Origin of the sequence: Gluconobacter sp. P5H9_a, from assembly GCF_018812085.1 — a bacterium.
Taxonomy (GTDB): Bacteria; Pseudomonadota; Alphaproteobacteria; order Acetobacterales; family Acetobacteraceae; genus Gluconobacter.
This window is the reverse complement of record NZ_JACRVW010000002.1, coordinates 397,836-421,452: the sequence shown is the minus strand read 5'-3', so window position 1 is coordinate 421,452 and position 23,617 is coordinate 397,836. Positions and strand designations below refer to the sequence as shown.

Sequence of the window (23,617 nt, the reverse complement as noted above, 5' to 3'; positions counted from 1 at the left end):
CACAGGAAGGGAAAATGATTTAAAATCAGGCTGTTGTAATGCGAAGCGTATTTGTGCTTCCAGCCACGCCATAAGGCAGGCCAGCCAAAACGATGACATGGTCCCCATTGCGGCACAGCTTCATGGACAGTGCCATGGCAGCTGTTGGTGCAGCCAGTTCCTCAATGCTCTGAGCAATATGCTCTTTCTCTACGACCTGAGGGAAGACGCCCCAGACAACGCAGAGTCTACGAGCCACTTCCTGATGAGGGGTGACGGCGAGGATCGGACAGTGAGGACGTTCACGAGCCATACGCAGGGCGCCACCGCCGCCTTGGGTCCGAACGCCAATGGTGCGGGCGTTCAGCGCGGTGCTAACCTGCCAGGCGGCCTGAACAATCGCGTCCTGAACCGTCCCTTCCGGCTTCGGGCGGGAGCGGTCCATGCGCAGACGCCATTCGACGTCCTGCTCAACACGAGATGCAATACGCGCCATGATGGAAACTGCTTCGATCGGATACTTGCCGGCCGCACTTTCCGCTGAAAGCATGACAGCATCCGCGCCATCATAAACGGCGTTGGAAACGTCAGAAACTTCGGCGCGTGTTGGCGTTGGGCTTTCGATCATGCTTTCCAGCATCTGTGTCGCCACGATCACCGGACGACACTGACGACGGGCCTCAGCAATAGCGCGCTTCTGAGCGACGGGCACCTCTTCCGGGGGAAGCTCGACACCAAGATCGCCACGAGCGACCATGATCGCGTCTGAAAGGCGAACGATCCGCTCCAGGTCATCCATTGCCTGTGGCTTTTCGAGCTTCGTCACAATCGCTGCGCGGCCCTTGGCGATATTGCGCGCTTCTTCAACGTCTTCAGGCCGCTGCACGAAGGAGAGTGCAATGAAATCCACACCGAGAGAAAGCGCGAAGTCGAAGTCCTTGCGATCTTTCTCTGTCAGCGCCGGGATAGGAAGCGTTACGTCAGGGACGTTCACGCCCTTTCGTTCAGACAGCTTGCCGCCAATGACAACTTCCGTTTCCAGAGCGCCTTCGATGACATTGACGACGCGCAGCTTGAGCTTGCCATCATCCAGCAGGAGGTGGCTGCCTGGCTTGGCGGCAGAAATGATCTCCGGGTGTGGCAAACAGACGCGGTCTGTGTTGCCGGGCGTTCTGTCCAGATCCAGACGGAACGGCTGTCCTTCTTCAAGGATGACCGGGCCATTCTCGAAAACACCAACGCGCAGTTTCGGGCCCTGAAGATCGGCAAGAATGGCGAGTGGTCGGCCAACTTTTGCTTCTGCTGCACGGATCGCGGCATGACGCTCGCCATGGTCTTCGTGTGCACCGTGTGAGAAGTTGAGACGGAAGACATTTACCCCCGCTTCGGCCAGAGCAAGGATCATCTCAGGCGAGGACGATGCCGGGCCAAGAGTTGCGACGATCCGCGTGCGACGATGATGGGAGCTGGATGTCATATGTTGGCGTCCTCGCAAGAAAAATCAGTTGGATTGAATCGTCTCTCCTGGGAGAAGACCCCAGAACAGACGACGTGGCAGCCATCCCTCGTAGCCTTTGACGACCACGTGGCACCATTGAGAACTTTGTGGGCAGGCCTTGATATTGCCTACGGTGCCCGGCTGGAGGACAGCAACCACGCTACTGTCTTCCTCCGGATGGCTCATGAGGAGAACATCACTTTTATGCGCGCGGGCTTCTTCCTGCGTGGTGACGTGACCCAGAACCCGTGCATCTGCACGACCAATGTGGTCTCCGTCCTTGGCAGAAGCCTCTCCTGTCTGGGCTTTCACGCCTTCAGGGGGTAGGCCCGGAATTACGAAGGTTCGGCTGCCATAAAGCGTTGCCTGATGAACCCATCCCTTCTGACCGTCGGAGTCCTCGACAAGCCGCCATACATCGAATTCGCGCTCGATCTGAACCGGTAGTCCGCGGCGATGATAAACCCAGTCGATGGGATAGCGATCGCCCGGGCCGCGCCGCATATAGACCTTGTCTGCGCGGAGAGCTGCATATCGAGGCAAAGGTAGCCCCGTGTTGCTGCCCTTGTCGGTCGGGTCTGTGGAGGGGACATCCGGCGTTGCCTGCGCTGTTGCGGGCTGACTCGTAACGGCCGCGGCGGCTGCCGCTCCGGCTCCGGCCGCCGCTACAGGGGCGACATGTTTGCCAGAGATGTGATGTGATGCATGGTGAGGTGCCTTGACCGCCCCGGCACTGTCATTCTTGGCTTTCACCGCCTTCTTTTTTGCATGAGAGGCCTTGGCAGTAGAGGCATCAGCCTTCGCCGCGTGCTCATGCTTGTGGTGACGTGCTTCTGCGGGATGGACGGCCAGCAGAGCTGTGCCAGTCGTGACAGCCAGCAGAAACCGACGGCAACGGAGTGTTCGGGACAGAGGGGTGACAAGCGTTCTCATGACCGCATCCCTGCCAAGGGTAGAAGGTTTCGGCAAGTCACCAAATCACAAAACTGTCGAATTGTCCCAAGGCATACACTCATAGTGCCGTGATCGGGCGGTCTCCCGCCTGCTCCAGAAAGGTTACAATACCCCGTACGGAAACGGTTTCCATAAGGGCATCCGGTTTGAGGCCCGTCAGAGCAAGTCCGGTTTCACACGCCATGAGTGTTACGTCGAATTCGATCAAGGCATCACGCAATTCACTGAAACCCGGGACGCCGCGAGCGGCAAGTTCATCATCGGGGATAACGCCTGCAAGACCTGACCAGTCTTTCGCCAGTGCGTGAACACCTTTGCCGCCAGCAAAAATTGTAACTGCACGCCCTAGGGAGAGCATTCCAGCAGCGACGATAAAAGCATAGTGCGCGCGTTGCCAGGAATCGTCTGCTAGCGTCAGAAAAACAGGAGGTTTCACGCCGGTGTGCTTTCGTTGTCGGTGTGGACTGGACAGGAGGGATCCCGGGCCAGAGCAAAACTCCGCATGGTTGCGCCTAGAGCATCCCAGATCATGAGGCGTGTTTCATTCCGCCCTTCAAGCTGCATAAGCTCGCGCATCACCTCAACAGCCATCAAACTTCCCATGACGCCTGTTGCCGCGCCGAGTACTCCAGATTGGCCACATGTTGGGGCCTCGGTCTGTGCGGCTTCGGGGAACAGGCAGCGATAGCAGGGGCCGCCAGTCTGAGGCCTGAAAACGGCCAATTGCCCGGAAAATCCCTGAATAGCGCCCGAGACAAGTGTACGGCCATATTTTACGCAGGCATCTGAGACAGCGAGGCGCGTCTCAAAATTGTCAGTGCCGTCGCAAATGAGGTTGTAGTGCGGAACAAGCTCGTCCAGCGTCTCTGCTGTTGCACGGGTGCAGTACGCCGTGACGCGAGATAACGGATTGAGCGCTGCAAGCCGTTCTGCGGCCACTTCAGCTTTAGGGCGGCCAATGTCCTGTGTTGTGTAGAGAACCTGCCGTTGAAGGTTACTAAGCTCCAGATGGTCGTAGTCCATCAGGCCGATGTGCCCAACGCCGGATGCAGCCAGTTGTTGTGCAAGAGGAGTTCCGAGCCCTCCTGCTCCCACAATCAGGACCGAGGCCTGCCTGACCCGCGCCTGCCCAATGGCCCCCACCTGCGGGAGCAGAATATGACGGGAATATCGCTCAAGTTCGGCATCAGAAAAATCAAGGTTCATCAGGACAAGATAATTGCTGACTTTTCAGACGGAAAGACGTTAGATTCACAGATGTCTACCTTCTCCTGATTTTCAGGGTCTGTGCGGAGGCTCGAGCGTGAAAAATTCTTTCTGGAAAATATCATACCGAGCCCGGCAAGGACTGGGTGTTACAGCGGGTGCCGTGCTGGCTGCCTACGCTGTTTCTCCGTTTTTGGCATTGTGGGATATTGATCGCGCCCTGAAGGGCAATAACCCTGCGCGCCTGATCCCTCATGTGGACTGGAGTTCCCTGACACATTCCCTCAAGGAGCAGTTCAGGCCACCCGCCCCTGCCTCAGACGATGATCTGCCGGATTTTGGCAGCTCTTTTGCCGGCAATGCGATATCGAACGCGATTGATACGGAGCTTTCTCCCGCTACTCTTATGACGACAGCGCGTCAGCTGATGCCTGCGGGATCTTCCGGGTATTCTTCCAGTGGTGGCTGGCCAGTACTTGGTGGCCTGCATGCTCACTTTGTGAGCCTGAACAAGTTTGAGGCTCAGGTGGACCAGCCGGGGCAGACTCCATTCGTCCTTCATATGAAGTTCGAGCACTGGGGCTGGAAAATCACGCGATTTGAACTGCCGCAGTCTGCCCCGCGGCCCTGAACAAGGGCCGTTCAGGCCGGAGGAAGATCTTCCTCAAGAACTGTGATGTGAATGGCGTATGAGACTTCGCCTTCATCTTCGTCACGATGAACCGTGCCGATAACTTCGCCTGAAACGGCAAGTTCAACACTCATTCCCTTACGTGCAGGCTTAACGACTGCGAGCTTTGGCGATCCTAGAAGACGCTGCAGCGTCGTTTGAAGGCGTGTCACTTCGGAAGGGGTCATATCGGCCATGAGTGGCACTCCTGTGTTTGGCAAGGTCTTGCCCTGTAGCTCATCGTTACCCTTAAAGGAACCCGTCTCCCCTACCCTGAATGGGTTTCGTGTTGTAGAAATCGGGCTCTTCTTATTTTGCCCTGTCCATTCGGTCCTGTCCGGAATGGTGTAGGGCAGTTCATCCTGACCCCGCGCAAAGGAGACAGAATGCGCCCCTTCCTCTTCCGTACACTCGGAGCTCTCGTCACAACGGCAGCTCTTTCCGGATGCGGTTATTTTGATTCCCGTAACGCTCACAAGGCCCAGTTCGAGATGGTCGGTATGACCGGATACGATCTTCAGGCCTGTGCTGGTCTTCCAGGAAGCACCAAGAAGCTTAACGATACGACAGAGATCTGGCAGTACGATGGTACGCAGAGCACTCCTACCATTTCTTCTGATTCAGGTCTGATTCCTGCACAGTCCATTATCAGCATTTATCAGTCTGCTTTTGGCGGCGGCGGCACAACTTGCCGTATGGTCCTTCGACTGGACCATGATCGTGTTTCCGAAGTGCATTACACGGGAAATGACGACGAATATATCGGCACTGACGGTATCTGCTCCATCATCACCCGGGGTTGTGCTCGCCAGAGAGAGTCGACGATGCATCGTGTAAATGCAGGTCCATTCGGTCCGGTGTCGGCCTTCCACCCACCGGCAACACCGGCACAGAGCACCTCGGCAACATACTCCGACCAGTCCGGAAAATATGTGCCGAAATTCACCGACGACAAGACACAGTCGGTTATTCAGCCCGCCAAGTAAGAACGAAAAAGCCGGGATTTATCCCGGCTTTTTTTATGGGCAGTTGATCAGATATTTCATTTTACGAACGGCTGGGCCCAGACCATCGAAAACCGCCTGGCTGATCAGGAAATGTCCGATATTCAGCTCAGCCAGTCCTGGAAGCTTGGCCACAGGCGTCACGTTGTCATAAGTCAGACCGTGACCGGCATGGAGTTCCAGTCCGCAGTCTGTGACGATTCCAGCGGCATGCTGAAGGCGCTCAAGTTCTCCAGGCTGGTTGTGGGCATAAGCGCCTGTGTGAAGCTCCACAACCGCTGCGCCAAGCTCCGCCGAAGCTTCGATCTGGCGCTGATCCGGATCAATGAACAGAGAGACCCGAATACCCGCGTCTTTCAGGCGCGCAATCCGCGGGGCCAGTACTTCGCGATGGCCTGCGACGTCCAGACCGCCTTCTGTCGTCACTTCCGTACGTTTTTCCGGAACCAGACAGCATGCGTGGGGCTTCAACAGGCAAGCGATCCGAACCATTTCCTGCGTTGCAGCCATCTCGAAATTCAACGGTGCTGCGAGTGCCTTGAGGCGCGGCATGTCTGCATCACGGATGTGTCGACGATCTTCCCGAAGATGCGCTGTAATGCCGTCTCCTCCCCATTTAAGGGCAAGCTTCGCGGCTTCTACAGGGTCTGGGTAAGCATCGCCGCGTGCATTTCGCAGGGTGGCAACATGATCGATATTAACACCAAGACGAATCATCGGTTGTCTCCCTTTTTATGACGGGACATGGAATCTGCCAGTCTGAGTGCTGCGAGAAGGCTGGATGGATCAACCTGACTGTCTGAACGTCCTACCGGCCCCGCAATATCGAAGGCAGTGCCGTGATCTGGAGACGTCCTGATAATCGGCAAGCCAATGGTGACGTTCACGCCCTCAGCCATATCAAGCGTTTTCAGGGGAATAAGGGCCTGATCATGATACATACAGATAGCTGCGTCATAGCCCGGCCTCGCTGTTGCGCTGAACATTGTGTCTGGTGGGAACGGACCCATCACGGTCAGTCCTTGGGACTTCAATATGGCTATAGCTGGGCCGATGATTGTTTTTTCTTCCGTGCCCATCATGCCCTCTTCGCCAGCATGGGGGTTTAGGCCAGCGATAGCCAAGCGGGGCTCCATGATACCAAAATCACTTTGTAAAGCCTTATGCGTGGCGAGCGTGATTGCAACGATCCGCTCTATTGTCAGGCTCTCGATCGCCTGACGCAGAGACACATGGATCGTCACTGGCACAACCCTGAGATGTGGGGATGCCAGCATCATGACTTCCTGACCATCGCAATGGCAGAGCGATGCCAGAAATTCGGTGTGACCGGGAAAGGAAAATCCAGCCGCGGCCAGCACATGTTTGGCAATCGGGTTGGTCGTTATACCTCCCGCCTGCCCGTTCTGAACATATCGGACTGCCTGTTCAATACTGGCAATAACCGTTGGGGCATTGCGTGAATCTGGCTTTCCAGGAACGACCGGGGCAAGGCATTCGATTGGCAAAACAGGAAGAGCATCGGAAAATACCTCATGAGCATTTTCCGGCGCTTCAATCAGCCTGAAGGGTACGGCGTCATTGAGGAGTGCCGGATCACCAAGCCAGAAGAAAATTGGTCCAGTCTCCCGCAGGGTCGACCAGGCCAGGGCGGCCAGCTCCGGCCCTATCCCAGCCGGATCACCGAGGGTCAGGGCAATCGGAGCGTTCATGTCAGCCTACGTCTGCGAGGGAAGCAATGATGCGTGCCCAGGATCTGACACCTTTGTGGAAGGAGTCCAGGCCGTATTGCTCATTGGGAGAGTGAATACGGTCATCAGATTGTGCGAAGCCAACCATGAGCGCATCCAGTCCGAGTGCGTCCCGTACTTCTCCTGCCACCGGAATGGAGCCACCACAGCCGATTGTCGCGGCAGGGATGCCCCATTCATCTGTGAGTGCTTTCAGTGTGGGAGCAAGAAAGCGACTGTCACGGGAGACTTCAAAGCCAGGTGAGCCACCATGCGCCGTGAACGTGACCTTGGCATCTGCTGGCAGGGCAGCATTGACATGCGCGCGGAACGCTTCACGAATTTTGTCTGGATCCTGTCCCGGAACAAGACGGAAGGACACCTTTGCCATTGCCTTCGCTGGAAGGACTGTCTTGAACCCCTCGTCTTCGTATCCGCCGGAGATACCATTGATTTCGCAACTTGGGCGGCACCAGGTCTGCTCAATGGCTGTATAGCCTTTTTCTCCAGCGGCGACGGATAGGCCGGCTTCTTCCAGCAAGGCCGCGTCATCGGGAAACAGTGTTTTCCACTGTGCGCGTGTCTCTGGGGATGGGTCCTGAATGCCGTCGTAAAATCCTGGAAGCGTTACACGGCCGTCAGCATCGCGAAGCGACGCTAAAATCTGACACAGCAGTGCAATGGGGTTAGCTGCGGCGTTGCCGTAAATGCCAGAATGCAGGTCATGAGAGGCACATTCGATGACGATTTCTTCTGCCATCATGCCTCGAAGTGAGGTCGTAATACCCGGGGTCTGACGGTCCGCCATTGAGGTGTCGCACACCAAAGCGATGTCGGCCTTCAGCTCGGCAGCATTTTCCTGAAGAAACGGCAGGAGATTGCTGCCTCCACACTCTTCCTCACCTTCCAGCAGAACACTGACCTGCACCGGAATGGACCCATGAACGGTTTTCCAGGCGCGGCAAGCTTCAAGGAAGGTCATGACCTGACCTTTGTCATCGCTGGCACCGCGCGCCACGATGACCTTGCGTCCAGACGGTTCTTCCACAAGTCGTGGTTCGAATGGAGGTGCCTTCCAGAGATTCTCCGGGTCAGTCGGCTGAACGTCATAATGGCCGTAAAACAGAATATGCGGCTTGCCTGTCTGGGCCGTATCATGAGCCACGACCATTGGATGTCCGGGAGCTGCCCAGCGTACTTCGCGTATATCTGCGGCCAGACCCATGCTTGCCATATCAGCCCGAAGCCACTCCGCGGCTTTGCGGCAATCCGCAGCGTGTGATGGCTGCGTAGAGATGCTGGGGATCCGCAGAAGGCTGAAAAGTCGTTCAACAGAAGCATCAAGCGTCGTGTCGATATGTGAGAGGACAGCATCCAGAGCGGAAGTGTGAGAAGTGGTCGTCATTAGGTCAAAGTTCCGAAAGCGGTAATGAAATTCCGACGCGGGGGGAGAGCGTGACTGAAGCAGGCGTCTCGCCGTAATCGTCCTCATCGGAGAGGGCTGAGGGTGCGGGAGTGTCAGATATTTTACGCGGTTGCAGGCGGATAGGAGCAGGTGCAATTGGTCCTGCAGGTTTGTTTTGCCGGATCATGCGTGGGGGATGGGTCTGAAGCGGCAAAGCATCTTTTCCGCTTGCCAATGCCAGAATGCTGTCGAGCTGCTGGTCGAAACGTGCTGACCTGGACGCGTCCAAAACAGACTTACGGGCATGGCTGCTGATGTCATTCCAGAGCGCTTCATCCTGATACAGGCGTACGATCGCGTCAGCAAATTTGTCAGGGTCACAAAAACCGCCAGACAGACAGTCCTTTCCATCTTCCCAGTTGAGATGTGCACGCGTTGTTTCTGTCAAAATTGCAGGCAGGCCTGCCACAGCCGCCTCGAGAATTTCTTTGGCAGAAGCACTCATGACGCGTGAAGGGTCAATCAGAATGCGCCGTGAACGATACAGAGCGTTCATGTTTATCAGTGAAGGCAGCGGTTCGACGTGCGATGCGCGGGTATAGGGCGTCAGATCGACATTGTCCCCTCGGTGCCCGGCCATCAGAACGGTTGCCTCTGGTGGCAGTCGCCCTTCCAGCTTCTGAATAACGTCGAGCATGAACCAGTTCAGGCCGTCATGTACGGCATTTCCTGCATCCTGTACGGGCAGAGCAAACAGAATACCTGAGCGTTCATTAAAACCAGGAGCCATTGCAGAGGATGTGATCGGAAACTGCTCTAGTTCCCGTACATTCCCATAACCAAGCTGACGGAGACTTTCTGCTTCCGTCTTGTGGCTGGTTACCAGAGCCTGGCACATCCAGGCATCTGTCAGCTCATGATCAAGATCATCAAGCAGTTGCTCATGATCATCAACTGCTCCAACCCTCTTTCGAAGATAGGTTTCCTCCGCCTGTGTCCCATCCAGATCCAGTACAATATTCAGCTCAGGGAGAGTGGCGGCATGTGCGCGTAAAATCGCCGCAGTGCGTTGGAGCGCGCTGCTACCGCTTACCCAGATCATATCAAAAGATCCGCTGCGATCGCGCAGGAAATCAGACAGCTCAGAAATATCGCTGTCGTTCATAATTTCGACGTTGGCCGGAAAATCCAAAGCGGTTGTTACGGTATCCGTGACATCTCCATCTATCGGAAAGACCGTAACGTGGTGCCCTTTCTGACTGAGGGCCAGAACAAGGTCTTGACGTCGCAGATGGGGAGAACCCAGCGAGCGATGTGGAAGTCGGTCGCACAGGAAGAGAACTGTTGGAACACCTGATGCAAAGCGGGCTTTGAACAGGGAGCTTCCCTGCATGGGATGCCGTGACAGCAGAGACGAGAAGCGACGGCGCAGCCAGTCCTGATTGCGTTTCAGGAAGTCTGAAGGAAGTGCGCTGGGCGGTCTGGTGCGATCCAGAATTGAAGGATCGTAGACAATTTTCCCGCCACCTTGACGTAGCGCCAGGCAGAGAGAAAGCAGTCGGGCTTCTGAACCAATGCAATTCTGGTCAATGCTGCCGCATTCCGCGAGCCTTTCTCGTCTGCAGAGCATCATTCCGACCGAAATGGCATCTACCTGACGGCAGAAGCCAATTGCGGGTTCGTTTGCTTTGGCTCCCGTGCCAAAGCGCAACGTTGAGGCATCACGCCATACGATTGTTCCGGCTTCCAGCACGCGTCCGTCAAGGCCAAGGGACTGGCCACCAACGGCCCAAATGTCCGGAGAGTTAAAAGCCTGCAGTGCGGCTTTAAGAGAGCCCGGAAAAGGCTGCGTCCCTGGTTCCATGAGAAGAACGATGGGTGCACGTGCTGCTTCTACGCCTAGATTGACCTGTTCGCTGCTACTTGCCCGAAAAGACGGACGCAGGACGCGGATACCTTTTACAAACCGCTCGATCTGTGCCGTCTCATCTGTCGATCCTGCATCAACAATAATGACCTCGACCACTCCTGGGCCATTTGCGTGCAGTGCCGCGAGACTGGAGAGCGTGTCTAGGAACTGATTGGCAACTGGGATGATGACACTGACTTCCGGGGCCCGAATGAGGCGGAAATCGAGGGGAGCCCGGACGATGGACGGAATCAGTGTTTCTGCGCGCTTCAGATCCAGATTCTGGTACTGCTCGGCTGAAGCGTCCGGAATATCTTCCGTCACACCGAGGGTGCTCTGTGACTGCACCCACAATGCGAAAATATCCCTGAAATGCCGTTCTCTCAGCTTTCGCTGAACTCCAGGTTGGTGTGTAAATGCCTGCAAATCCACGCCTGTCTGCGGGATGCGCATTTCTCGTGCGCCAAACCGGATGAAATGCTCATACCCATTTCGGAAGCCGCCATCCGCAACGATAGCTGCAACATCCGGATAAAGCTGGGCATAATGTGCTTCGCTGAACCATTGATTCGGATTGTAAGCGACCGGATTTGAATTTGTCAGGTAATGGTGAAGAGCATTGAGGAAGAGGCCCTGCTCCACGGCTTTTGCAACCTCTGGATAGGTAGCAAGATACCACTCTGGATCAAAATACCAGGAACTGCGGCATAGGCCAGCCTCCGATGACATCAGGAACTGTCTGAAATCGCCTTTTCCATAATCATATGACAGGCCCCGGCTCAGGCTTGCCATACGGAAAACAGAGGTTTCAAAGAAAGGATGCGCCTGTCTGTGCTCGTGTTCCCCATCGGTCAGGTAATGGTCATATCCGTTGCTGAAACCCTGCGAGATCAGAACTGGCAGGCTTAGATCCGGATTGCGACTGAAGTAATCAGTTTCTGAGAACAACCAATGCGGTGAGCGGCTGCGAAAACCGCTTTCACAATAATGCAGAAAGCCACAGCTAAAAACGCCATAGCTGATCCCGTCTCGCACGTCTGGATTTTGGCGGAGATACCATTCTTCATCGAAGAAGCGGTTTGGAGAAAGGCCTTTACTGGCCCCCGTCTCGAGCCAATGATTTTCCATAGCCTCATTGCTGAGGTTCAGGGGCAGATTATCATCATTGAGAAGCTTTTCTTCGCGCAGAATGTGGGCGTAGCGTGTCCGATACCATTCCGCATCAAAGCGTCCCCACACGGGAGGACGGCTGCCGGAAAAAGCCGGGGAAGCTAGGATGTAGTCTTTCAAGCTCATGCGGACCGTCTCTTCTGCGCGAAACTCTTACTTCAGGACCTGTCGATATCTCATTTCTGCTGAGTGCGGCGGCTCTGCCAGAGGTCATGGAAGTTGATTGGCTGGATATTGCCGACAGGAAATCCAGCTTCCCGGATCGTATTAAGCAGGATCATTCTTGCAGACGGGAACAGATACCCAGGAGCATTGACCAGTAGCAGAGGTTCGACGTCTGCCTGCGTGACCAGACCGGAAAGCGCAAAGAGACCCGCATAAGCGATCTGAAGTTCATAGAGCGTGCGGGCATTGTGTGTGGCGGACTGCGGAGCATCCAGACCCTGGGCACGGATCACGAGGGTGACTTCAAAATTCGGGTGCCCTCCCGGAAGCTGCCGGGCTGTCACGTCTACCGTCATGCCGATATGGGGCTCGCCTGAAATATCGCGATAGATGTCAGGCGTATTCTGTACGTCGATGGACAGTGTGCGAAGGTATTGAGAGCCAAGGACGAGTGTAGGGGCAGCAGCCGGGCTTGCAGAAACGCCCAAAGCGCCCTGAAGTGTGTCTGCGTGATCGTGATCGTTCATCCTGACCTTACCTTGTAAGCTATGCACGGTGTCCTGCGTAGTCGTCTGAAAGCGCAGCAACATGTCTGAAACAGTCTTGTGTCATGAGGGCAGCATTTTGGCTACCCGGCAACACTTTCTGCTGATCTCAAATGAACCTCCCCCGGAGCATTCCCAAAGCTGGCAACGGCGCCCATCGTTTGGGTAATTCGGCCCGGCGTATGCGCTCAATATGATACACAGGCGGTGGTTGCTGTTCACTGATGAGAAATCGCGAGTAAGTCCTGACCTGAGCCGTGCGCCATTGGCGGTCAGCTTCAGCTGCCTTCTGGGACATATGAACATCTGCGATGACTTTGCGCCTTCCCTGCGAAGCAATGACAGCCCAGAGAAGATCAGCTTTCGGAAGTGTCGGTCGGAGGGGGATGACTTCGGACACAGCTCTCCCTTTCAGTGAGGCGCTGAGAATGTTATCGCCTTAAAGGAACGTCAGCATCGGTGCTTGGTTATGTTCCAAACGCAAGCACATCATGAGTGCTGACAGGAAATCAATCCTCCCATGGTGCGCTTTTTGCGCCACGGGCAGCACGAATAGGACATTCCTATGCTGAGACTTCTTTTTATCGTCATCTTTCTGGCCGTACTGATCGTGTTCGCCTTGAGCAACACTGATCTGGAACCGATCTGGCTGATCTCTTTTGGCTGGCATCTTTCAGTGGGCACGCTCGCACTGGGCATTGGTGTCGTGGGGCTGATCTTCGGGTTTCTCACTGGATGGGTGGGCGAATTCCGTCAACGCTCCAGGGCCCGTCGTTCCGAGGCACATGTCCGTACACTGGAAAGCCAGTTGGTGGAGCTTCATCAGCGCCTTGATCGCCTGCAAACGCCTCCCGTTGCGGCTGCCCCCACAACAGTCCCCTCACCTGAAAACCGGATCTGACTTCACCCATGACCAAGCGCACCCGGCTGATTGCCGCTTTTGATACAAACAGCCGAACGCAGGCCGAAGAATGGTCTTCAAGTCTTGGGCATGCTGTTGATGCCATCAAGCTTGGCCTCGAATTCACGTATGCCTGTGGTCTGGAGGCTGTGAAGTCCGTGTCTGTTGGGCATGAGTTGTTTCTGGATCTCAAGCTGCATGACATTCCCAATACTGTTGCATCGGGATTGTCTGCGCTGGCGCCGTTGCGCCCTGCCCTGACGACAATTCATGCCTGTGGTGGCGCCGAGATGATCTCTCGCTCCCGCGAAGCGCTGGAGCAAGCTTTTCCGGGTGACGAAAAGCGTCCCAAGTTGCTGGCCGTGACCGTTCTGACGAGTATGGATGAAGCTGGACTGCGAGAAACGGGGGTGGATGCTACGCCGCGGGAGCAGGTTCTGCGCCTTGGTAAACTGGCGATCAGTGCCGGTGCGGATGGCCTTGTTTGCTCGGCACATGAAATTACCCTTCTGCGAGATGCTTTGGGCGACGATCCCGTTCTGGTTGTGCCGGGTATCCGGCCCGAGGGCAGCGCATCAAATGACCAGAAGCGCATCATGACGCCTACTCAGGCGGCGCAAGCCGGGGCAGACTGGATTGTTGTGGGGCGCCCGATCACGCGTTCGCCAAACCCCGCAAAGGCTGCGGCGGCTATTATGGCTGAGCTTGCGAGCGTATGACGAAAGTCAAAATCTGCGGTGTGCGAGATGTAGAGACAATGCAGCTTTGCGCCAACCTAGCTGTAGACTGGGTTGGGTTTGTCTTTCACCCCGCATCACCACGGTATGTATTGCCGGAGCAAGCGCGTCTGCTGCATGAGAGTGTGTCAGACGTCCTTGCGCCCTCCCGCGTAGGATTATTCGTCAAAGCCGACGACAGAACAATTGAGCGTACCTTGCAAACAGTGCCGCTCAATGTTTTGCAGATTTACGATTCAGTTGAACGTGCGAAAGAAATCAGAAGTCGATTTGGACTTCCCGTCTGGTTAGCGCGCGGGGTGAAGTCATTCTCTGATCTCCCCATTCAGGCTGATGTTGACGGGTATGTCATCGAAGCCCCCAGGCAGGCTGGAGATGATCGCCCAGGCGGTCTCGGGCGAACATTTGACTGGACCTTGACCCGGAAGTGGAAAGCTCCCGCTTTCTGGATGCTTGCTGGAGGACTAACGCCGTTCAACGTTCAGGAGGCTCTGAACGCCAGTTCGGCGCCCGCTGTGGATGTGTCTTCCGGCGTTGAAAGCCAGGTGGGCGAAAAATCTCACAAATTAATTGAGCAATTTGTCGAAAAAGCCCGCATAAGGGGTTGATCTTCAAACAGACCTTTCGTAAACACCACCTCGCTCGACAGGAGAGATGGCCGAGCGGCTTAAGGCGCACGCTTGGAAAGCGTGTGTACGTTAATAGCGTACCGTGGGTTCGAATCCCACTCTCTCCGCCACATACCCTTCACAAACAATATTAATCAGTATCAAAAATTTGGTTAAGTCAGCGTTTTCCTGCATTCTGTTCTCTTCCTCGTTCTCGTTTTGTCTCACTCTGTCTTGTTCTAGGCCGGGTATAATTTAGGAAGAGACCGGGTATAGCCATGCTGACAGATTCGCAGGCCCGCGCAGCCAAGCCGAAAGAGAAATCTTACAGTAAGGGTCTCTATCTTCAGGTGACGCCCGCAGGTGGAAAGCACTGGCGGTGGCGTTATGAAACGACGGCAAAGAGAAAACCTATACGATTGGGTCGTATCCAGAAGTCCGTTTGCCAGATGCACGATCTGAACGGGATGAACAATGGCATTCCCTGCCCTCATGCTTCGCTGCGCTCCTACGCTAGTGAAATCGTGGATCTTGCGATGCGGCGTAGCCTCAGAAGCATGGCTCAAAAGGTTCTGAACGCGGAGAACGAAACCGAAGACGACAATGCCAGCGCAATCATCAGTCGGCTCCAGGAGCAGCTTCAGGGTCTCTCTGCGGGTGTGGATGGAACACGACAGGCTAAAAGACAGCCAGTCAGGCGTCTCATGAGGTCATTGGAGATCTGGAGGCCTCCTGGAAGGCCGCACGTTCCTGTCCGGTCTGGATTGTGGATATGCCGAGCTGAACAAGCGCCTGCGCGGCCTGCGCCCGGGTGGCATGTATGTGTTGGCTGGGCGCCCGGCTATGGGGAAATCTTCTCTCGCTTTGGGTATTGCTGTGCGTATGGCTTTGCAGGAAGGCCGCGGTCTTTACTGGTCTGGAGAGATGGACAGCAAAGAGCTCATGGCTCGTGCCATCTCGGCCAAATGTGGGTTGCCTCTGCAAACCGTTCTGACCGGTATGATCGAGGGCGATAATCAGCCCGAAAAAGTCTCTCGTCATACGCTCGAGCGTATCATTTCTGCGGGTATGGCAGCGAGAAAGATCCCGCTTGTTATTGATGATCGTGAAGGGCTGAGCGTTCAGCAGATCGCAGTTCGTGCTCGCCGCATGGCGCGAGAACCCGATGGCCTGAAGTTTGTCGTGATTGACTACATTGGTCTTTTGCGAGGGAGCGATGCTGTGCGCCGTTTTGGTCACCGTGTCGCCGAGATGACGGAAATCAGTGGCGAGATAGCGCGAATGGCTCGCGAGCTGAAGGTTCCAGTGCTCGCCCTTTCGCAGCTCAACCGACAGTCCGAAAACCGCGAAGATCGGCGCCCAGGGATGGCCGATATTCGAGACAGCGGTGCTATCGAGCAGGACGCGCGGTGCATTCTGGCTGTCTATCGAGAAGAAGCGGCTTTACGGCTCCGCCTCGGTCATGACGGACAGGTTGTTCGTAATTTGAACGAAGGTGAACAGGCCTATCAAAAGCGTGCGGTCGAGTTTGAAGCTGCTCTCGAAAGGTCTCGGGGTAAGGGTGAAGTTCTCATCCTCAAAAATCGAGGCGGCATGGGCGGTGTTGTAGATATGTGGTTCGACGGCCCTGCAACATGGTTCCGAGATGTGTCTGAAGGGGAACGTGGCGTGGGCTTGGTGATTGAACCGGTGCCGCTTCAGGAGTGTCGAAATAACGGAGAGAAGTGTTGATAAGGTGTGGCAACCTCAAACTCCTGCTGCACTAGGAAAGAGTTGAGGTTTGCCGCTGAGTGCCGTGTAATGTTTGTCTGGCGCCAGCGTAGCGAAATATGAATTAAAGCGACTCTAAGGACGAATACGAGTGACGTCATGACGAATAAGTATTTGGCGATCATTGGTGGCGCGACTTTTTGCGTTGCTTTTGGGATTTTGGCCACCAGCGGTCCTCATGGGTCAGCTGGCAGGCTGTTAGCCATCGGAATACCAATGTTCACAGCTGTTGTTCTCGCAGTCAGCAGGAATCGGCGTCGGCTCTGATGTCGCGCGGCAAAGGAAAGATCGAGCGGAAACCCGCCAAGCAGAACCTTCCCTCGAAAGTCTGCCCGGTCTGTGATGGCCCGTTCACCTGGCGCAAGAAGTGGGCGAAGGATTGGGATCAGGTCCGGTATTGCTCCGAGGCTTGTAAAGGCACTCGGAAGTCATGAAAATCTTGGACTTCGAACTCTGCGAACGATCTCGCGCTTCACGAAATATGACCAACCCGGGAGAGCTTCATGCGCCTCATTCTCGCATCGCTAGCCGTGGTAATTCTCGCAGGGTGCACGCGCAAACCGCAACTCCATGAAACGGCAGCCTGCATTAACTACAGGTCCATGATGACCGCGCCGATGCCGTCAGACGCTATGCAGCGGCTTCAGGAAAAATGTGCGGCGTCGCGGGATAAATTAGGTGCGTGACCGTTGAGTTAAGAAGCTGAAGTCAGTCAGGTGCTGGGCCTAGGTCACGTTGACAAAAGGATCTATACGATCTGCGCGAGATCTGATTCACTGATGTCTTTAATGAGGGCAGTACGGTGGAGCGGGCATGGCACGAGAGGATCTGACGGATCAGGAGTGGGCGATCATTGGTCCGCTTTTACCGCCTGAGCATGGGCGTTGGGGCCGCCCGACCGGAGACAACCGCCTTTTTCTCAATGGGATGCTGCATGTCCTGCGCGTCGGTTGTCCGTGGCGGGACATGCATGAGCGCTATGGCAAATGGAACTCGGTTTATGTCCGGTTTCGCCGTTGGGCTGAACAGGGCGTGTGGGATGCCCTGCTGCAAACCCTGGTAGACCTCGGCCTGACCGATAACTGGCAGCATATGGTCGACAGTACTGTGGTCCGCGCCCATTCACAGGCTACGGGCGCAAAAGGGGGGCTCATGCGGAGGGTTTTGGTCGATCACGCGGCGGCTTTACGAGCAAAATCCACGCCCGATGCGACAACCAGGGACACCCTCTTGGCTTTGTCCTTACCGCAGGCCAGGTCTCGGACTACAAAGCCACAGACGCCCTGATGAAGCTGCCTGTCCCGCCCCCCAAAGCCATGCTGGCTGATCGGGGCTATGACAGTGACAGTTTCCGCCAGGATCTGCTGCTCCACGGGATCCTGCCGGTCATTCCATCACGCAAAGGCCGAAGTGTCCCGCAGAAAACAGACTGGCGGCGCTACCAGGATCGCAACCACATCGAGCGGATGTTCAACCGTCTCAAGCAGATGCGACGTATCGCAACCCGCTACGACAAGACCGCTTTGTCATTCATCAGTTTCCTCAACCTCGCCGCAGCAAGGCTCTGGATCAGGTCTTTTGTCAACGTGACCTAGCACTTGACTTGTAAATTTAAGTTTACCAGAGAATCTTATGTATCGTTTCGTTTCTAATATATTTCCGATGATTGCATGCGTTTTCAGCGTGCCATCAGTGGGAGATTGAATCGTGGGCGATACGCAGTATTTTGACAACGGTGACTACACAATCAACCAAGACAACTATTCTCTAACAGTTGTCGGGTCTAACGACACGGTGCGGACTGCAAATAATAACGTTACCGTCGGGTTTACGGGCACTAACGAAACCGCATTTATTTCGAATGGTAGGGTCAATTTAAACCAAGATGGTGATAGTGTTTCTATTGCTGGAAACAATGTTAGTGCTGGTACATCTTGGAAAAACAATACCATTGGCTTTAATGGAAATAATGAAACAGCATATATTCAGAGCGGAAATGTTAATCTTAACGCCGATAACAATAGCGTTACGGTCGTTGGTGATAACAACACTGTTTCTACTATTTGGAATAACGATACAATTGGGTTAACTGGGACGTCAAATATAGTAAATGCTTCATCGTCCAATGTGAATATAAATCAAAACAATGCTTCCGTTTGGGTTAAAGGAGATAATGATACGATATCTTCATCCTGGTCTAATGACATAATCAACGTTTCTGGCAAGGAAGCCACTATTAATGCATCTAATTCAACCATCTGGCTGGACTATAGTGTATCAACATCTCATATAAATGGCAACAATAATACTATAGAATATTATCCGGATGCCACTTCGGTTAGTGTGAGTGGAAATAATAATAATTATAGCTCGAATGAATATCATCCCTCAGGACCCTCACCATATCCATATCCTTTTGACGCAGGCAATCTTCGCGGTTACTCACAATCAATTTCATCTTCCGAATTACTGGCAGATATGACCAAGTCTGCTGGAACACAGAATATTCTTGGTACATCTTCTGCCCAGAATTCTTCGTCCACCGCGCAGTATGACCCTAATGTGTCGTTGAGTTCCGCACCGGGGATTGCAGTTATTAATTCCGATACAGCTCATTTCGCGGCAAGCAGCATGATCTACACAGCTAAAAATTAATCTTGTGAGTCGGGGCCAGATCTACTGAGCCCCGACTGTTCCGTTTCGGAGCTCTAATCGCAGCAGTCGTACGCCCAGCCTGATTTTGTCATTATGGAGTAACTGGGCTGTAAGGAACCGGCTGAAGGTTTCCATCAGGAATTCCGTAGCCTGAGCCAGTTGGCTTGTCGCCAACATAATCCACGTCATTCCACCAATAGGCGATCCAGCACGGAGCCGATATATTTCCTTTGTCGGTGACGTATTTTCCCCACTCATAGAGACGCACACAGCCAAACCTTTTGGCTAATTCGTTGGCAGCTTCTGCGGCACTTGATTTCTCGCTTGAGAAAATATTTACCAGCCAAGGAGAGCCTTCGTATTTATGGGCGGCGTCAATCGCATAGCGAGCTTTATGATCCCACGTCTTCATTATGCCGGGTAGCTTATAAATATCGTTTAACATCACGCGTCCATTTCAATGTAAAGGCATGAATTCATCCACGATTACAGCAGTTTTCTCCTTATACAGCCACCCTCACCTGTACTAAGATTCCTGCATGCCGAAAGCCCTGAAATCCCGCGCCGGAATCGGCGATACTCCATAAGACTTTCGAGCCATAAACCCCTATGCAAATTGGCATTCATTCCAGCAGGAAAAGAGTGTTCTGTCCCAGTATGAGGTCTCTGAAATCTATTGTGGTACCCTGATACCAGTTTCGCTTGTGCTGATTGGGGCCTGATGATAGGTTTGGACTATGACCGAACCCACTGCAAACAGCGGCAAGAAGCGGAGAAAACCGCCAGCAGGCAAGCCATTCCAAAAAGGACAATCCGGCAATCCATCAGGGCGACCCAAGGCTCTGAAAGAGGTTGTCGAGCTTGCGCGGTCTCACACCCTCACGGCCATCGAAGCGCTGGCACAGATCGCAGGCAAAGCAACCGTACCTGAAAGCGCGCGTATCTGCTGCCAATGCCCTGCTCGACCGCGCTTGGGGTAAACCGAAGGACACAGTGGCATTTGAGAATGCGGAAGGTGGATAGCCTTACCAGACCGTTATTCGCAAGTTGAGTGATGGCTGAGCTTCAGATCTCGGCTTATGGCTGCCTTCCGCGTGATTACCAGATGGGGCTTTGAGCCTATCTTGAGAATGGCGGGAATCGCGCTTACTAGGTCGCACATCGTCGGTGGGGCATGGATGACGTCGCCCTGAACTGGGGGGCAGTTGTCTCTGCGCTCATGAAGGTCGGCACCAACTGGCACATGCTTCTCGAGGCGAGCCAGGCGCGTAAGGCCGTCCAGGACGCAGTGAACCCACAACCGGACGCCGCCGATTCGATGAGTCATTCCCGGCTGAGGTCCGCGTCGCGACCACAAAGGCAGGAGACCTCATAAATCTTGGGACGCCTTGATGTGGTGCCTCGCAGCCCGGTTGGCTCCATCAATGGACAGGAAGCCTCTCCCACCGTAGCAACGTTTGCACATGCAGCCGTGAATACGATCCGAACCGCCAATTTCCACGCTCCGACATTGGGCGTTCCAGCAATTCTTACCCCCGTCAATTCCCCATTCTACTGGCCCGGCTTGGAGATCCAGAGACTATGATGAACCGTTGTATTCTGGCTCTCGCCCTCTTCGTCGGCGCACCGGGCCTTGCATCCGCACAGTCTGTTCCGACGCTCTCTCCGCCCGTTACGCTTTCGGGGCCGACGGGTATGAAATCAGCCCTCGCGACCAAAGCTGACGTGAGCAATGGCACCCTGAAATCTCCGACCATCACGGGTGGCACGCTTGATGGCGCCCAGAGCATCACGACCACGAGCGGCATCACGCAGTCCCTCGCATCTCTTCTGGGCCAGCAGATCAACGTTGTGAACTATGGCGCAGTCGCAGGCGGGACGGACAGCGGAACGGCCGTCAAGAACGCACTTTCGACCGCGGCAAACCGCTTTCCGGTTTACTTTCCGTATTCAGCGTATGGCTACACAATCAATTCAGGCGCTTACACGGGCAAGGAAATTGGAACGTGGCTGCTGAATGGTAACCGGATCACAGGCAATGCGATCGGCGTTCCGAGCGCTGGAACCGGGACACTCATCAGTCCCTACACGAACCCTTACCTGATCGCGACAGATCGAAAATCCGTCTATGACCCTGCTGCCATTCCACAGCCAAATACGGGGGCAACGGTGGCGGAAAGCATCGAATGCCTTCCCAACCGCGCGAACGGTCAGAACGCGAACGTGAACCGCAACTGGATTGCCTGCCGGTATGTCGGGGCGGATACGGGATCTGGTGGTACGGCATCGATTGATATCAGTACCGAAGTTGAGAACTGGGTTTTAAACGTCTCCGGAAACCACGGTCTGGCCTTCGAGATTGACACCAACTTCAATGCGGCAGTGACCGATAGACAGTGGACGACCGGGCTGTTTCTGACAGGTGGCGGCGCTGCGGGCACGAACGTGAACTCCGTTGCGCTGTCCATCATGCATGCAGCTTATGACGGTTCCTGGTTGCCGTGGACGACGGGGCTTTCAATTCGTGAGGCGACCAATCAGATCCAGCAGTACAAAGCCAGCGCTGGTGAAGCCGGGTTTTTCCAGCAGGCATTTGATGAAAGCAGCAACGCAATCTATTGGCTGGATAAGATGGGCAACCAGACGGCCCAGATCGTCACCGCGAAGAAGGGTTTTGTTGGCTCTGCACCCACTGGATACGACGAATTTTCTGCCACGCGTCAGACGAGCACCGATACAGGATTTTTCATTCGATACTTCGATGAAAAAGCCAAAACGCTGGCATCCATCGACAAAAGTGGTGGTGCCGTCGTATCGAACCTGATCAACACGAACCGCACAGGTGAGAGTTCAACGTCCACCTGCACTCCTGGTGAAATGCATGCGGACGATCTGAACCTGTATGTGTGCATCAGTACGGGAAAATACAAAGTCGTCGCACTACAGGCGATCCAGTAATGGCCCTGCAACGCCTCAATCTATCTGGCGGCTCGTATGATGCGCGGGCCGTCTCTGTGGCGGCACAACGCTGCCTGAACCTGTATGGCGAGCCTGTTCCTGTTGAGGAGGGCGAGCCAGTCCGGTTTGCCTACTATCTGACACCCGGGCTGCGGAAAATTGCCCAGATGACGGGTGCGATCCGATGCCTTTACCAAACGACGCAAGGTGATCTGATTGTTGTCGCGGGCAGTCAGGTCTCGCGCCTGTACAAGGACGGCGCACTGACCTCAATCGGGACCATTTCGCCCGGATCAACGCCTGTCCGGATGAGTGACAACGGAACGTGCCTTTTCATCGTGGATGGAAGCTCAGGAAATGGGTGGTTCTGTTCCATGCCATCTTCCCCAGGAAGCTCAAAAGGCAGCACGACCACATTCAGCTATTCCGTGAATAGCGCGACCCGTTCGGGCTCGTCGTCTCTGACGGTCATGAGCGCGTTTACGCTGTCTGCGGGTTATGTTTACACCCTGTCTGGTACCGGGATTGCTGACGGAACGACAGTCACGGGCGTGTCGTCAGCCTTGTCCGTCACGACGTCCGGAGATGCGGCAGAAGGTACGCAGACAATTACCGTTCAGAGCGTCGTCTCTAACGTCGGCGGCTGTACGATCATTGGTGGAGGTATTGCGGCCGGCACAACCATTCTGGCGACGTCAGCCAATGCTGCGAACTCCAGTTACACCGATATGGAACTTTCTGCACCGACCTCGGCGGATACACCGGCAAATACCGTTCTCACGATCCTGTCCACGGCCGATCCAGACGCGGACATTACGACACTCAGCCTGTCGCAGGCCACGACGGCAGACATTGATGCTGCGGCGTCCATTTCGATTGTGACGTCTTCTCCCAACCCCTATGGCGCTTTGGTGAAGATCAGTGATGATGCGTTTTACGGCTCGCCGACCATCGATATTCTGGACACGTTCTTTCTGTTCGTGAACCCGAACACAACGAACTGGTACACGTCTCCGGCGCAGTTTGCTGACGAGAACCAGACGCCATTTGATAGCCTCTATGTCGCAAGCGATGCGACGAGCCTGGGTACGATTATCGGTCAGTGTGTTGTGGGGCAGTACATCTGGCTGTTCAGCCGGTCACAGGTTGAATTCTGGTATGACAGCGGCGCGGCAGACTTCCCATTCCAGCGCGTTCAGGGCGTGACGCTCGAAACCGGATGTGTCAGCCCCTACACCATTGCCAAGATCCCGACGACTGGGGCGGCACCCAACGGCGGCGTTATGTGGCTTGGCCGGGACCGGGCTGGATATGCCCGTGTCTATATGGGGCAGCAGACAACGGGCGTTCCGGTTTCAACCTTCCCGGTTGAAGGTGCCTTGCAGGCCATGCCGGACCTCTTGGGAGCTGTGGCAAGCGTCTATCAGCAGGAAGGGCACGTTTTCTATGTCCTGACGATCCCAGGGCAAGCGGCTTCGTGGGTTTATGACGTCTCTGCAGGGCTATGGCACGAGCAGTGCAGCCTGGATGCATTCGGGAATGAAAGTCAGTACCGCCCTTATTGCTGGCCCACGCTCTGGCGGCTTGGAATGGCGCATGATCGCGTATACCGGCTAACGTGGACTGACCCGGGAGATACGACGCTGATGGGCGTCTTTCTTGATCTTGATCCGGTACGGTCATGAGCGCTCGTGATCTCAACTGCCCACTGCCTCATCAGATCTGCAATGCAGATGGCACACTGACGGCATTA

24 protein-coding genes, 1 tRNA gene and 2 pseudogenes are annotated in these 23,617 nt (G+C 55.0%); 16 read left to right on the top strand and 11 right to left on the bottom strand.

The features are described 5' to 3' along the window. Positions 1-25: 25 nt before the first annotated feature. The 4 genes from pyk to KP708_RS03725 all read right to left on the bottom strand — a co-directional run bounded on the left by pyk (position 26) and on the right by KP708_RS03725 (position 3,637). Positions 26-1,456, bottom strand: coding sequence for a pyruvate kinase (gene pyk, locus KP708_RS03740; RefSeq protein WP_215750447.1), 1,431 nt, complete (start codon positions 1,454-1,456; stop codon positions 26-28). Positions 1,457-1,480: 24 nt separating this feature from the next. Then, the gene (locus KP708_RS03735) at positions 1,481-2,410 is read right to left on the bottom strand and encodes an SH3 domain-containing protein (RefSeq protein ID WP_215750446.1); all 930 of its coding nucleotides are present in this window, start codon (positions 2,408-2,410) and stop codon (positions 1,481-1,483) included. 79 nt (positions 2,411-2,489) lie between these two features. Continuing rightward, complete coding sequence (locus tag KP708_RS03730) at positions 2,490-2,867, bottom strand: DsrE family protein (RefSeq protein WP_215750445.1); 378 nt, start codon at positions 2,865-2,867, stop codon at positions 2,490-2,492. Continuing rightward, the gene (locus KP708_RS03725; protein WP_215750444.1) at positions 2,864-3,637 is read right to left on the bottom strand and encodes a HesA/MoeB/ThiF family protein; all 774 of its coding nucleotides are present in this window, start codon (positions 3,635-3,637) and stop codon (positions 2,864-2,866) included. Before KP708_RS03725 ends, KP708_RS03730 begins: the two co-directional genes overlap by 4 nt. Positions 3,638-3,734: 97 nt before the next feature. On the opposite strand from KP708_RS03725, the gene KP708_RS03720 reads away from it, so the two are divergent. Further along, positions 3,735-4,268 carry a DUF2939 domain-containing protein gene (locus KP708_RS03720; RefSeq protein ID WP_215750443.1) on the top strand — a complete coding sequence of 178 codons (534 nt, stop codon included), beginning with the start codon at positions 3,735-3,737 and terminating at the stop codon, positions 4,266-4,268. An 11-nt stretch (positions 4,269-4,279) separates the two neighbouring features. Here KP708_RS03720 and KP708_RS03715 read toward each other — a convergent pair whose 3' ends face one another. After that, positions 4,280-4,504, bottom strand: coding sequence for a DUF3126 family protein (locus tag KP708_RS03715; RefSeq protein ID WP_215750442.1), 225 nt, complete (start codon positions 4,502-4,504; stop codon positions 4,280-4,282). 189 nt (positions 4,505-4,693) lie between these two features. On the opposite strand from KP708_RS03715, the gene KP708_RS03710 reads away from it, so the two are divergent. Beyond that, complete coding sequence (locus KP708_RS03710; RefSeq protein ID WP_202207579.1) at positions 4,694-5,293, top strand: hypothetical protein; 600 nt, start codon at positions 4,694-4,696, stop codon at positions 5,291-5,293. A 33-nt stretch (positions 5,294-5,326) separates the two neighbouring features. Here KP708_RS03710 and KP708_RS03705 read toward each other — a convergent pair whose 3' ends face one another. The 5 genes from KP708_RS03705 to KP708_RS03685 are packed head-to-tail and all read right to left on the bottom strand — an operon-like array spanning position 5,327 to position 12,217. Then, positions 5,327-6,028, bottom strand: a complete 702-nt coding sequence (locus tag KP708_RS03705; RefSeq protein WP_215750441.1) for a pyridoxine 5'-phosphate synthase — start codon at positions 6,026-6,028, stop codon at positions 5,327-5,329. Next, positions 6,025-7,023, bottom strand: a complete 999-nt coding sequence (pdxA, locus tag KP708_RS03700) for a 4-hydroxythreonine-4-phosphate dehydrogenase PdxA (RefSeq protein ID WP_215750440.1) — start codon at positions 7,021-7,023, stop codon at positions 6,025-6,027. The genes KP708_RS03705 and pdxA overlap by 4 nt, the downstream gene beginning before the upstream one ends. A 1-nt stretch (position 7,024) precedes the next feature. Then, on the bottom strand, positions 7,025-8,446 hold the full coding sequence (locus tag KP708_RS03695) for a M20/M25/M40 family metallo-hydrolase (RefSeq protein WP_215750439.1): 1,422 nt from the start codon (positions 8,444-8,446) through the stop codon (positions 7,025-7,027). Positions 8,447-8,450: 4 nt separating this feature from the next. Continuing rightward, positions 8,451-11,651 (bottom strand): glycosyltransferase, encoded by a 3,201-nt coding sequence (locus KP708_RS03690; protein WP_215750438.1) that lies wholly within the window; start codon positions 11,649-11,651, stop codon positions 8,451-8,453. 50 nt (positions 11,652-11,701) lie between these two features. Then, positions 11,702-12,217: a protein-export chaperone SecB gene (locus tag KP708_RS03685; protein ID WP_252347416.1), complete on the bottom strand. Its 516-nt coding sequence runs from the start codon at positions 12,215-12,217 to the stop codon at positions 11,702-11,704. Between the two features lie 583 nt (positions 12,218-12,800). Here KP708_RS03685 and KP708_RS03680 point away from each other — a divergent pair. The 10 genes and pseudogenes from KP708_RS03680 to KP708_RS03630 all read left to right on the top strand — a co-directional run bounded on the left by KP708_RS03680 (position 12,801) and on the right by KP708_RS03630 (position 18,906). Further along, on the top strand, positions 12,801-13,136 hold the full coding sequence (locus KP708_RS03680; protein WP_046901703.1) for a lipopolysaccharide assembly protein LapA domain-containing protein: 336 nt from the start codon (positions 12,801-12,803) through the stop codon (positions 13,134-13,136). 8 nt (positions 13,137-13,144) lie between these two features. Further along, the gene (gene pyrF / locus KP708_RS03675) at positions 13,145-13,855 is read left to right on the top strand and encodes an orotidine-5'-phosphate decarboxylase (RefSeq protein WP_215750436.1); all 711 of its coding nucleotides are present in this window, start codon (positions 13,145-13,147) and stop codon (positions 13,853-13,855) included. Next, positions 13,852-14,481: a phosphoribosylanthranilate isomerase gene (locus KP708_RS03670; protein WP_215750435.1), complete on the top strand. Its 630-nt coding sequence runs from the start codon at positions 13,852-13,854 to the stop codon at positions 14,479-14,481. Before pyrF ends, KP708_RS03670 begins: the two co-directional genes overlap by 4 nt. A gap of 40 nt (positions 14,482-14,521) precedes the next feature. Next, positions 14,522-14,612, top strand: a tRNA-Ser gene (locus KP708_RS03665). Between the two features lie 147 nt (positions 14,613-14,759). Next, a pseudogene (locus KP708_RS15710) lies at positions 14,760-14,855 on the top strand (hypothetical protein); the annotation flags it as partial. A 358-nt stretch (positions 14,856-15,213) separates the two neighbouring features. Beyond that, positions 15,214-16,212: a DnaB-like helicase C-terminal domain-containing protein gene (locus tag KP708_RS03655; RefSeq protein WP_215750549.1), complete on the top strand. Its 999-nt coding sequence runs from the start codon at positions 15,214-15,216 to the stop codon at positions 16,210-16,212. Between the two features lie 305 nt (positions 16,213-16,517). After that, positions 16,518-16,685: a DUF2256 domain-containing protein gene (locus KP708_RS15930; protein ID WP_215750434.1), complete on the top strand. Its 168-nt coding sequence runs from the start codon at positions 16,518-16,520 to the stop codon at positions 16,683-16,685. Between the two features lie 69 nt (positions 16,686-16,754). Beyond that, on the top strand, positions 16,755-16,937 hold the full coding sequence (locus tag KP708_RS03645; RefSeq protein ID WP_215750433.1) for a hypothetical protein: 183 nt from the start codon (positions 16,755-16,757) through the stop codon (positions 16,935-16,937). Positions 16,938-17,091: 154 nt separating this feature from the next. Beyond that, positions 17,092-17,846, top strand: a pseudogene (locus KP708_RS15700) (IS5 family transposase); the annotation flags it as partial. Positions 17,847-17,958: 112 nt separating this feature from the next. Next, positions 17,959-18,906, top strand: coding sequence for a hypothetical protein (locus tag KP708_RS03630; protein WP_215750430.1), 948 nt, complete (start codon positions 17,959-17,961; stop codon positions 18,904-18,906). 91 nt (positions 18,907-18,997) lie between these two features. On the opposite strand, the gene KP708_RS03625 is transcribed toward KP708_RS03630, so the two are convergent. Beyond that, a complete protein-coding gene (locus tag KP708_RS03625) occupies positions 18,998-19,351 on the bottom strand; it encodes a hypothetical protein (RefSeq protein WP_215750429.1) in 354 nt (117 codons plus the stop codon). Between the two features lie 292 nt (positions 19,352-19,643). Between KP708_RS03625 and KP708_RS03620 the strand changes: the two genes are divergently transcribed. From KP708_RS03620 to KP708_RS03605, 4 genes are all read left to right on the top strand, one after another. Beyond that, positions 19,644-19,886, top strand: a complete 243-nt coding sequence (locus KP708_RS03620; RefSeq protein WP_215750428.1) for a DUF5681 domain-containing protein — start codon at positions 19,644-19,646, stop codon at positions 19,884-19,886. Positions 19,887-20,284: 398 nt separating this feature from the next. Next, positions 20,285-20,491, top strand: coding sequence for a hypothetical protein (locus tag KP708_RS03615; protein WP_215750427.1), 207 nt, complete (start codon positions 20,285-20,287; stop codon positions 20,489-20,491). Further along, a complete protein-coding gene (locus tag KP708_RS03610) occupies positions 20,488-21,864 on the top strand; it encodes a hypothetical protein (protein ID WP_252347414.1) in 1,377 nt (458 codons plus the stop codon). The genes KP708_RS03615 and KP708_RS03610 overlap by 4 nt, the downstream gene beginning before the upstream one ends. Continuing rightward, positions 21,864-23,549, top strand: coding sequence for a hypothetical protein (locus KP708_RS03605; protein WP_215750426.1), 1,686 nt, complete (start codon positions 21,864-21,866; stop codon positions 23,547-23,549). The genes KP708_RS03610 and KP708_RS03605 overlap by 1 nt, the downstream gene beginning before the upstream one ends. Positions 23,550-23,617 lie beyond the last annotated feature (68 nt).

What these genes read in the sequence shown, in the direction of transcription:
- pyk (WP_215750447.1), bottom strand. Translation starts at nt 1,456, where the DNA reads ATGACATCCAGCTCCCATCATCGTCGCACGCGGATCGTCGCAACTCTT.
- KP708_RS03735 (WP_215750446.1), bottom strand. Translation starts at nt 2,410, where the DNA reads ATGAGAACGCTTGTCACCCCTCTGTCCCGAACACTCCGTTGCCGTCGG.
- KP708_RS03725 (WP_215750444.1), bottom strand. Translation starts at nt 3,637, where the DNA reads ATGAACCTTGATTTTTCTGATGCCGAACTTGAGCGATATTCCCGTCAT.
- KP708_RS03715 (WP_215750442.1), bottom strand. Translation starts at nt 4,504, where the DNA reads ATGGCCGATATGACCCCTTCCGAAGTGACACGCCTTCAAACGACGCTG.
- KP708_RS03710 (WP_202207579.1), top strand. Translation starts at nt 4,694, where the DNA reads ATGCGCCCCTTCCTCTTCCGTACACTCGGAGCTCTCGTCACAACGGCA.
- KP708_RS03705 (WP_215750441.1), bottom strand. Translation starts at nt 6,028, where the DNA reads ATGATTCGTCTTGGTGTTAATATCGATCATGTTGCCACCCTGCGAAAT.
- pdxA (WP_215750440.1), bottom strand. Translation starts at nt 7,023, where the DNA reads ATGAACGCTCCGATTGCCCTGACCCTCGGTGATCCGGCTGGGATAGGG.
- KP708_RS03695 (WP_215750439.1), bottom strand. Translation starts at nt 8,446, where the DNA reads ATGACGACCACTTCTCACACTTCCGCTCTGGATGCTGTCCTCTCACAT.
- KP708_RS03690 (WP_215750438.1), bottom strand. Translation starts at nt 11,651, where the DNA reads ATGAGCTTGAAAGACTACATCCTAGCTTCCCCGGCTTTTTCCGGCAGC.
- KP708_RS03685 (WP_252347416.1), bottom strand. Translation starts at nt 12,217, where the DNA reads ATGAACGATCACGATCACGCAGACACACTTCAGGGCGCTTTGGGCGTT.
- KP708_RS03680 (WP_046901703.1), top strand. Translation starts at nt 12,801, where the DNA reads ATGCTGAGACTTCTTTTTATCGTCATCTTTCTGGCCGTACTGATCGTG.
- pyrF (WP_215750436.1), top strand. Translation starts at nt 13,145, where the DNA reads ATGACCAAGCGCACCCGGCTGATTGCCGCTTTTGATACAAACAGCCGA.
- KP708_RS03670 (WP_215750435.1), top strand. Translation starts at nt 13,852, where the DNA reads ATGACGAAAGTCAAAATCTGCGGTGTGCGAGATGTAGAGACAATGCAG.
- KP708_RS15930 (WP_215750434.1), top strand. Translation starts at nt 16,518, where the DNA reads ATGTCGCGCGGCAAAGGAAAGATCGAGCGGAAACCCGCCAAGCAGAAC.
- KP708_RS03645 (WP_215750433.1), top strand. Translation starts at nt 16,755, where the DNA reads ATGCGCCTCATTCTCGCATCGCTAGCCGTGGTAATTCTCGCAGGGTGC.
- KP708_RS03625 (WP_215750429.1), bottom strand. Translation starts at nt 19,351, where the DNA reads ATGTTAAACGATATTTATAAGCTACCCGGCATAATGAAGACGTGGGAT.
- KP708_RS03620 (WP_215750428.1), top strand. Translation starts at nt 19,644, where the DNA reads ATGACCGAACCCACTGCAAACAGCGGCAAGAAGCGGAGAAAACCGCCA.
- KP708_RS03610 (WP_252347414.1), top strand. Translation starts at nt 20,488, where the DNA reads ATGATGAACCGTTGTATTCTGGCTCTCGCCCTCTTCGTCGGCGCACCG.
- KP708_RS03605 (WP_215750426.1), top strand. Translation starts at nt 21,864, where the DNA reads ATGGCCCTGCAACGCCTCAATCTATCTGGCGGCTCGTATGATGCGCGG.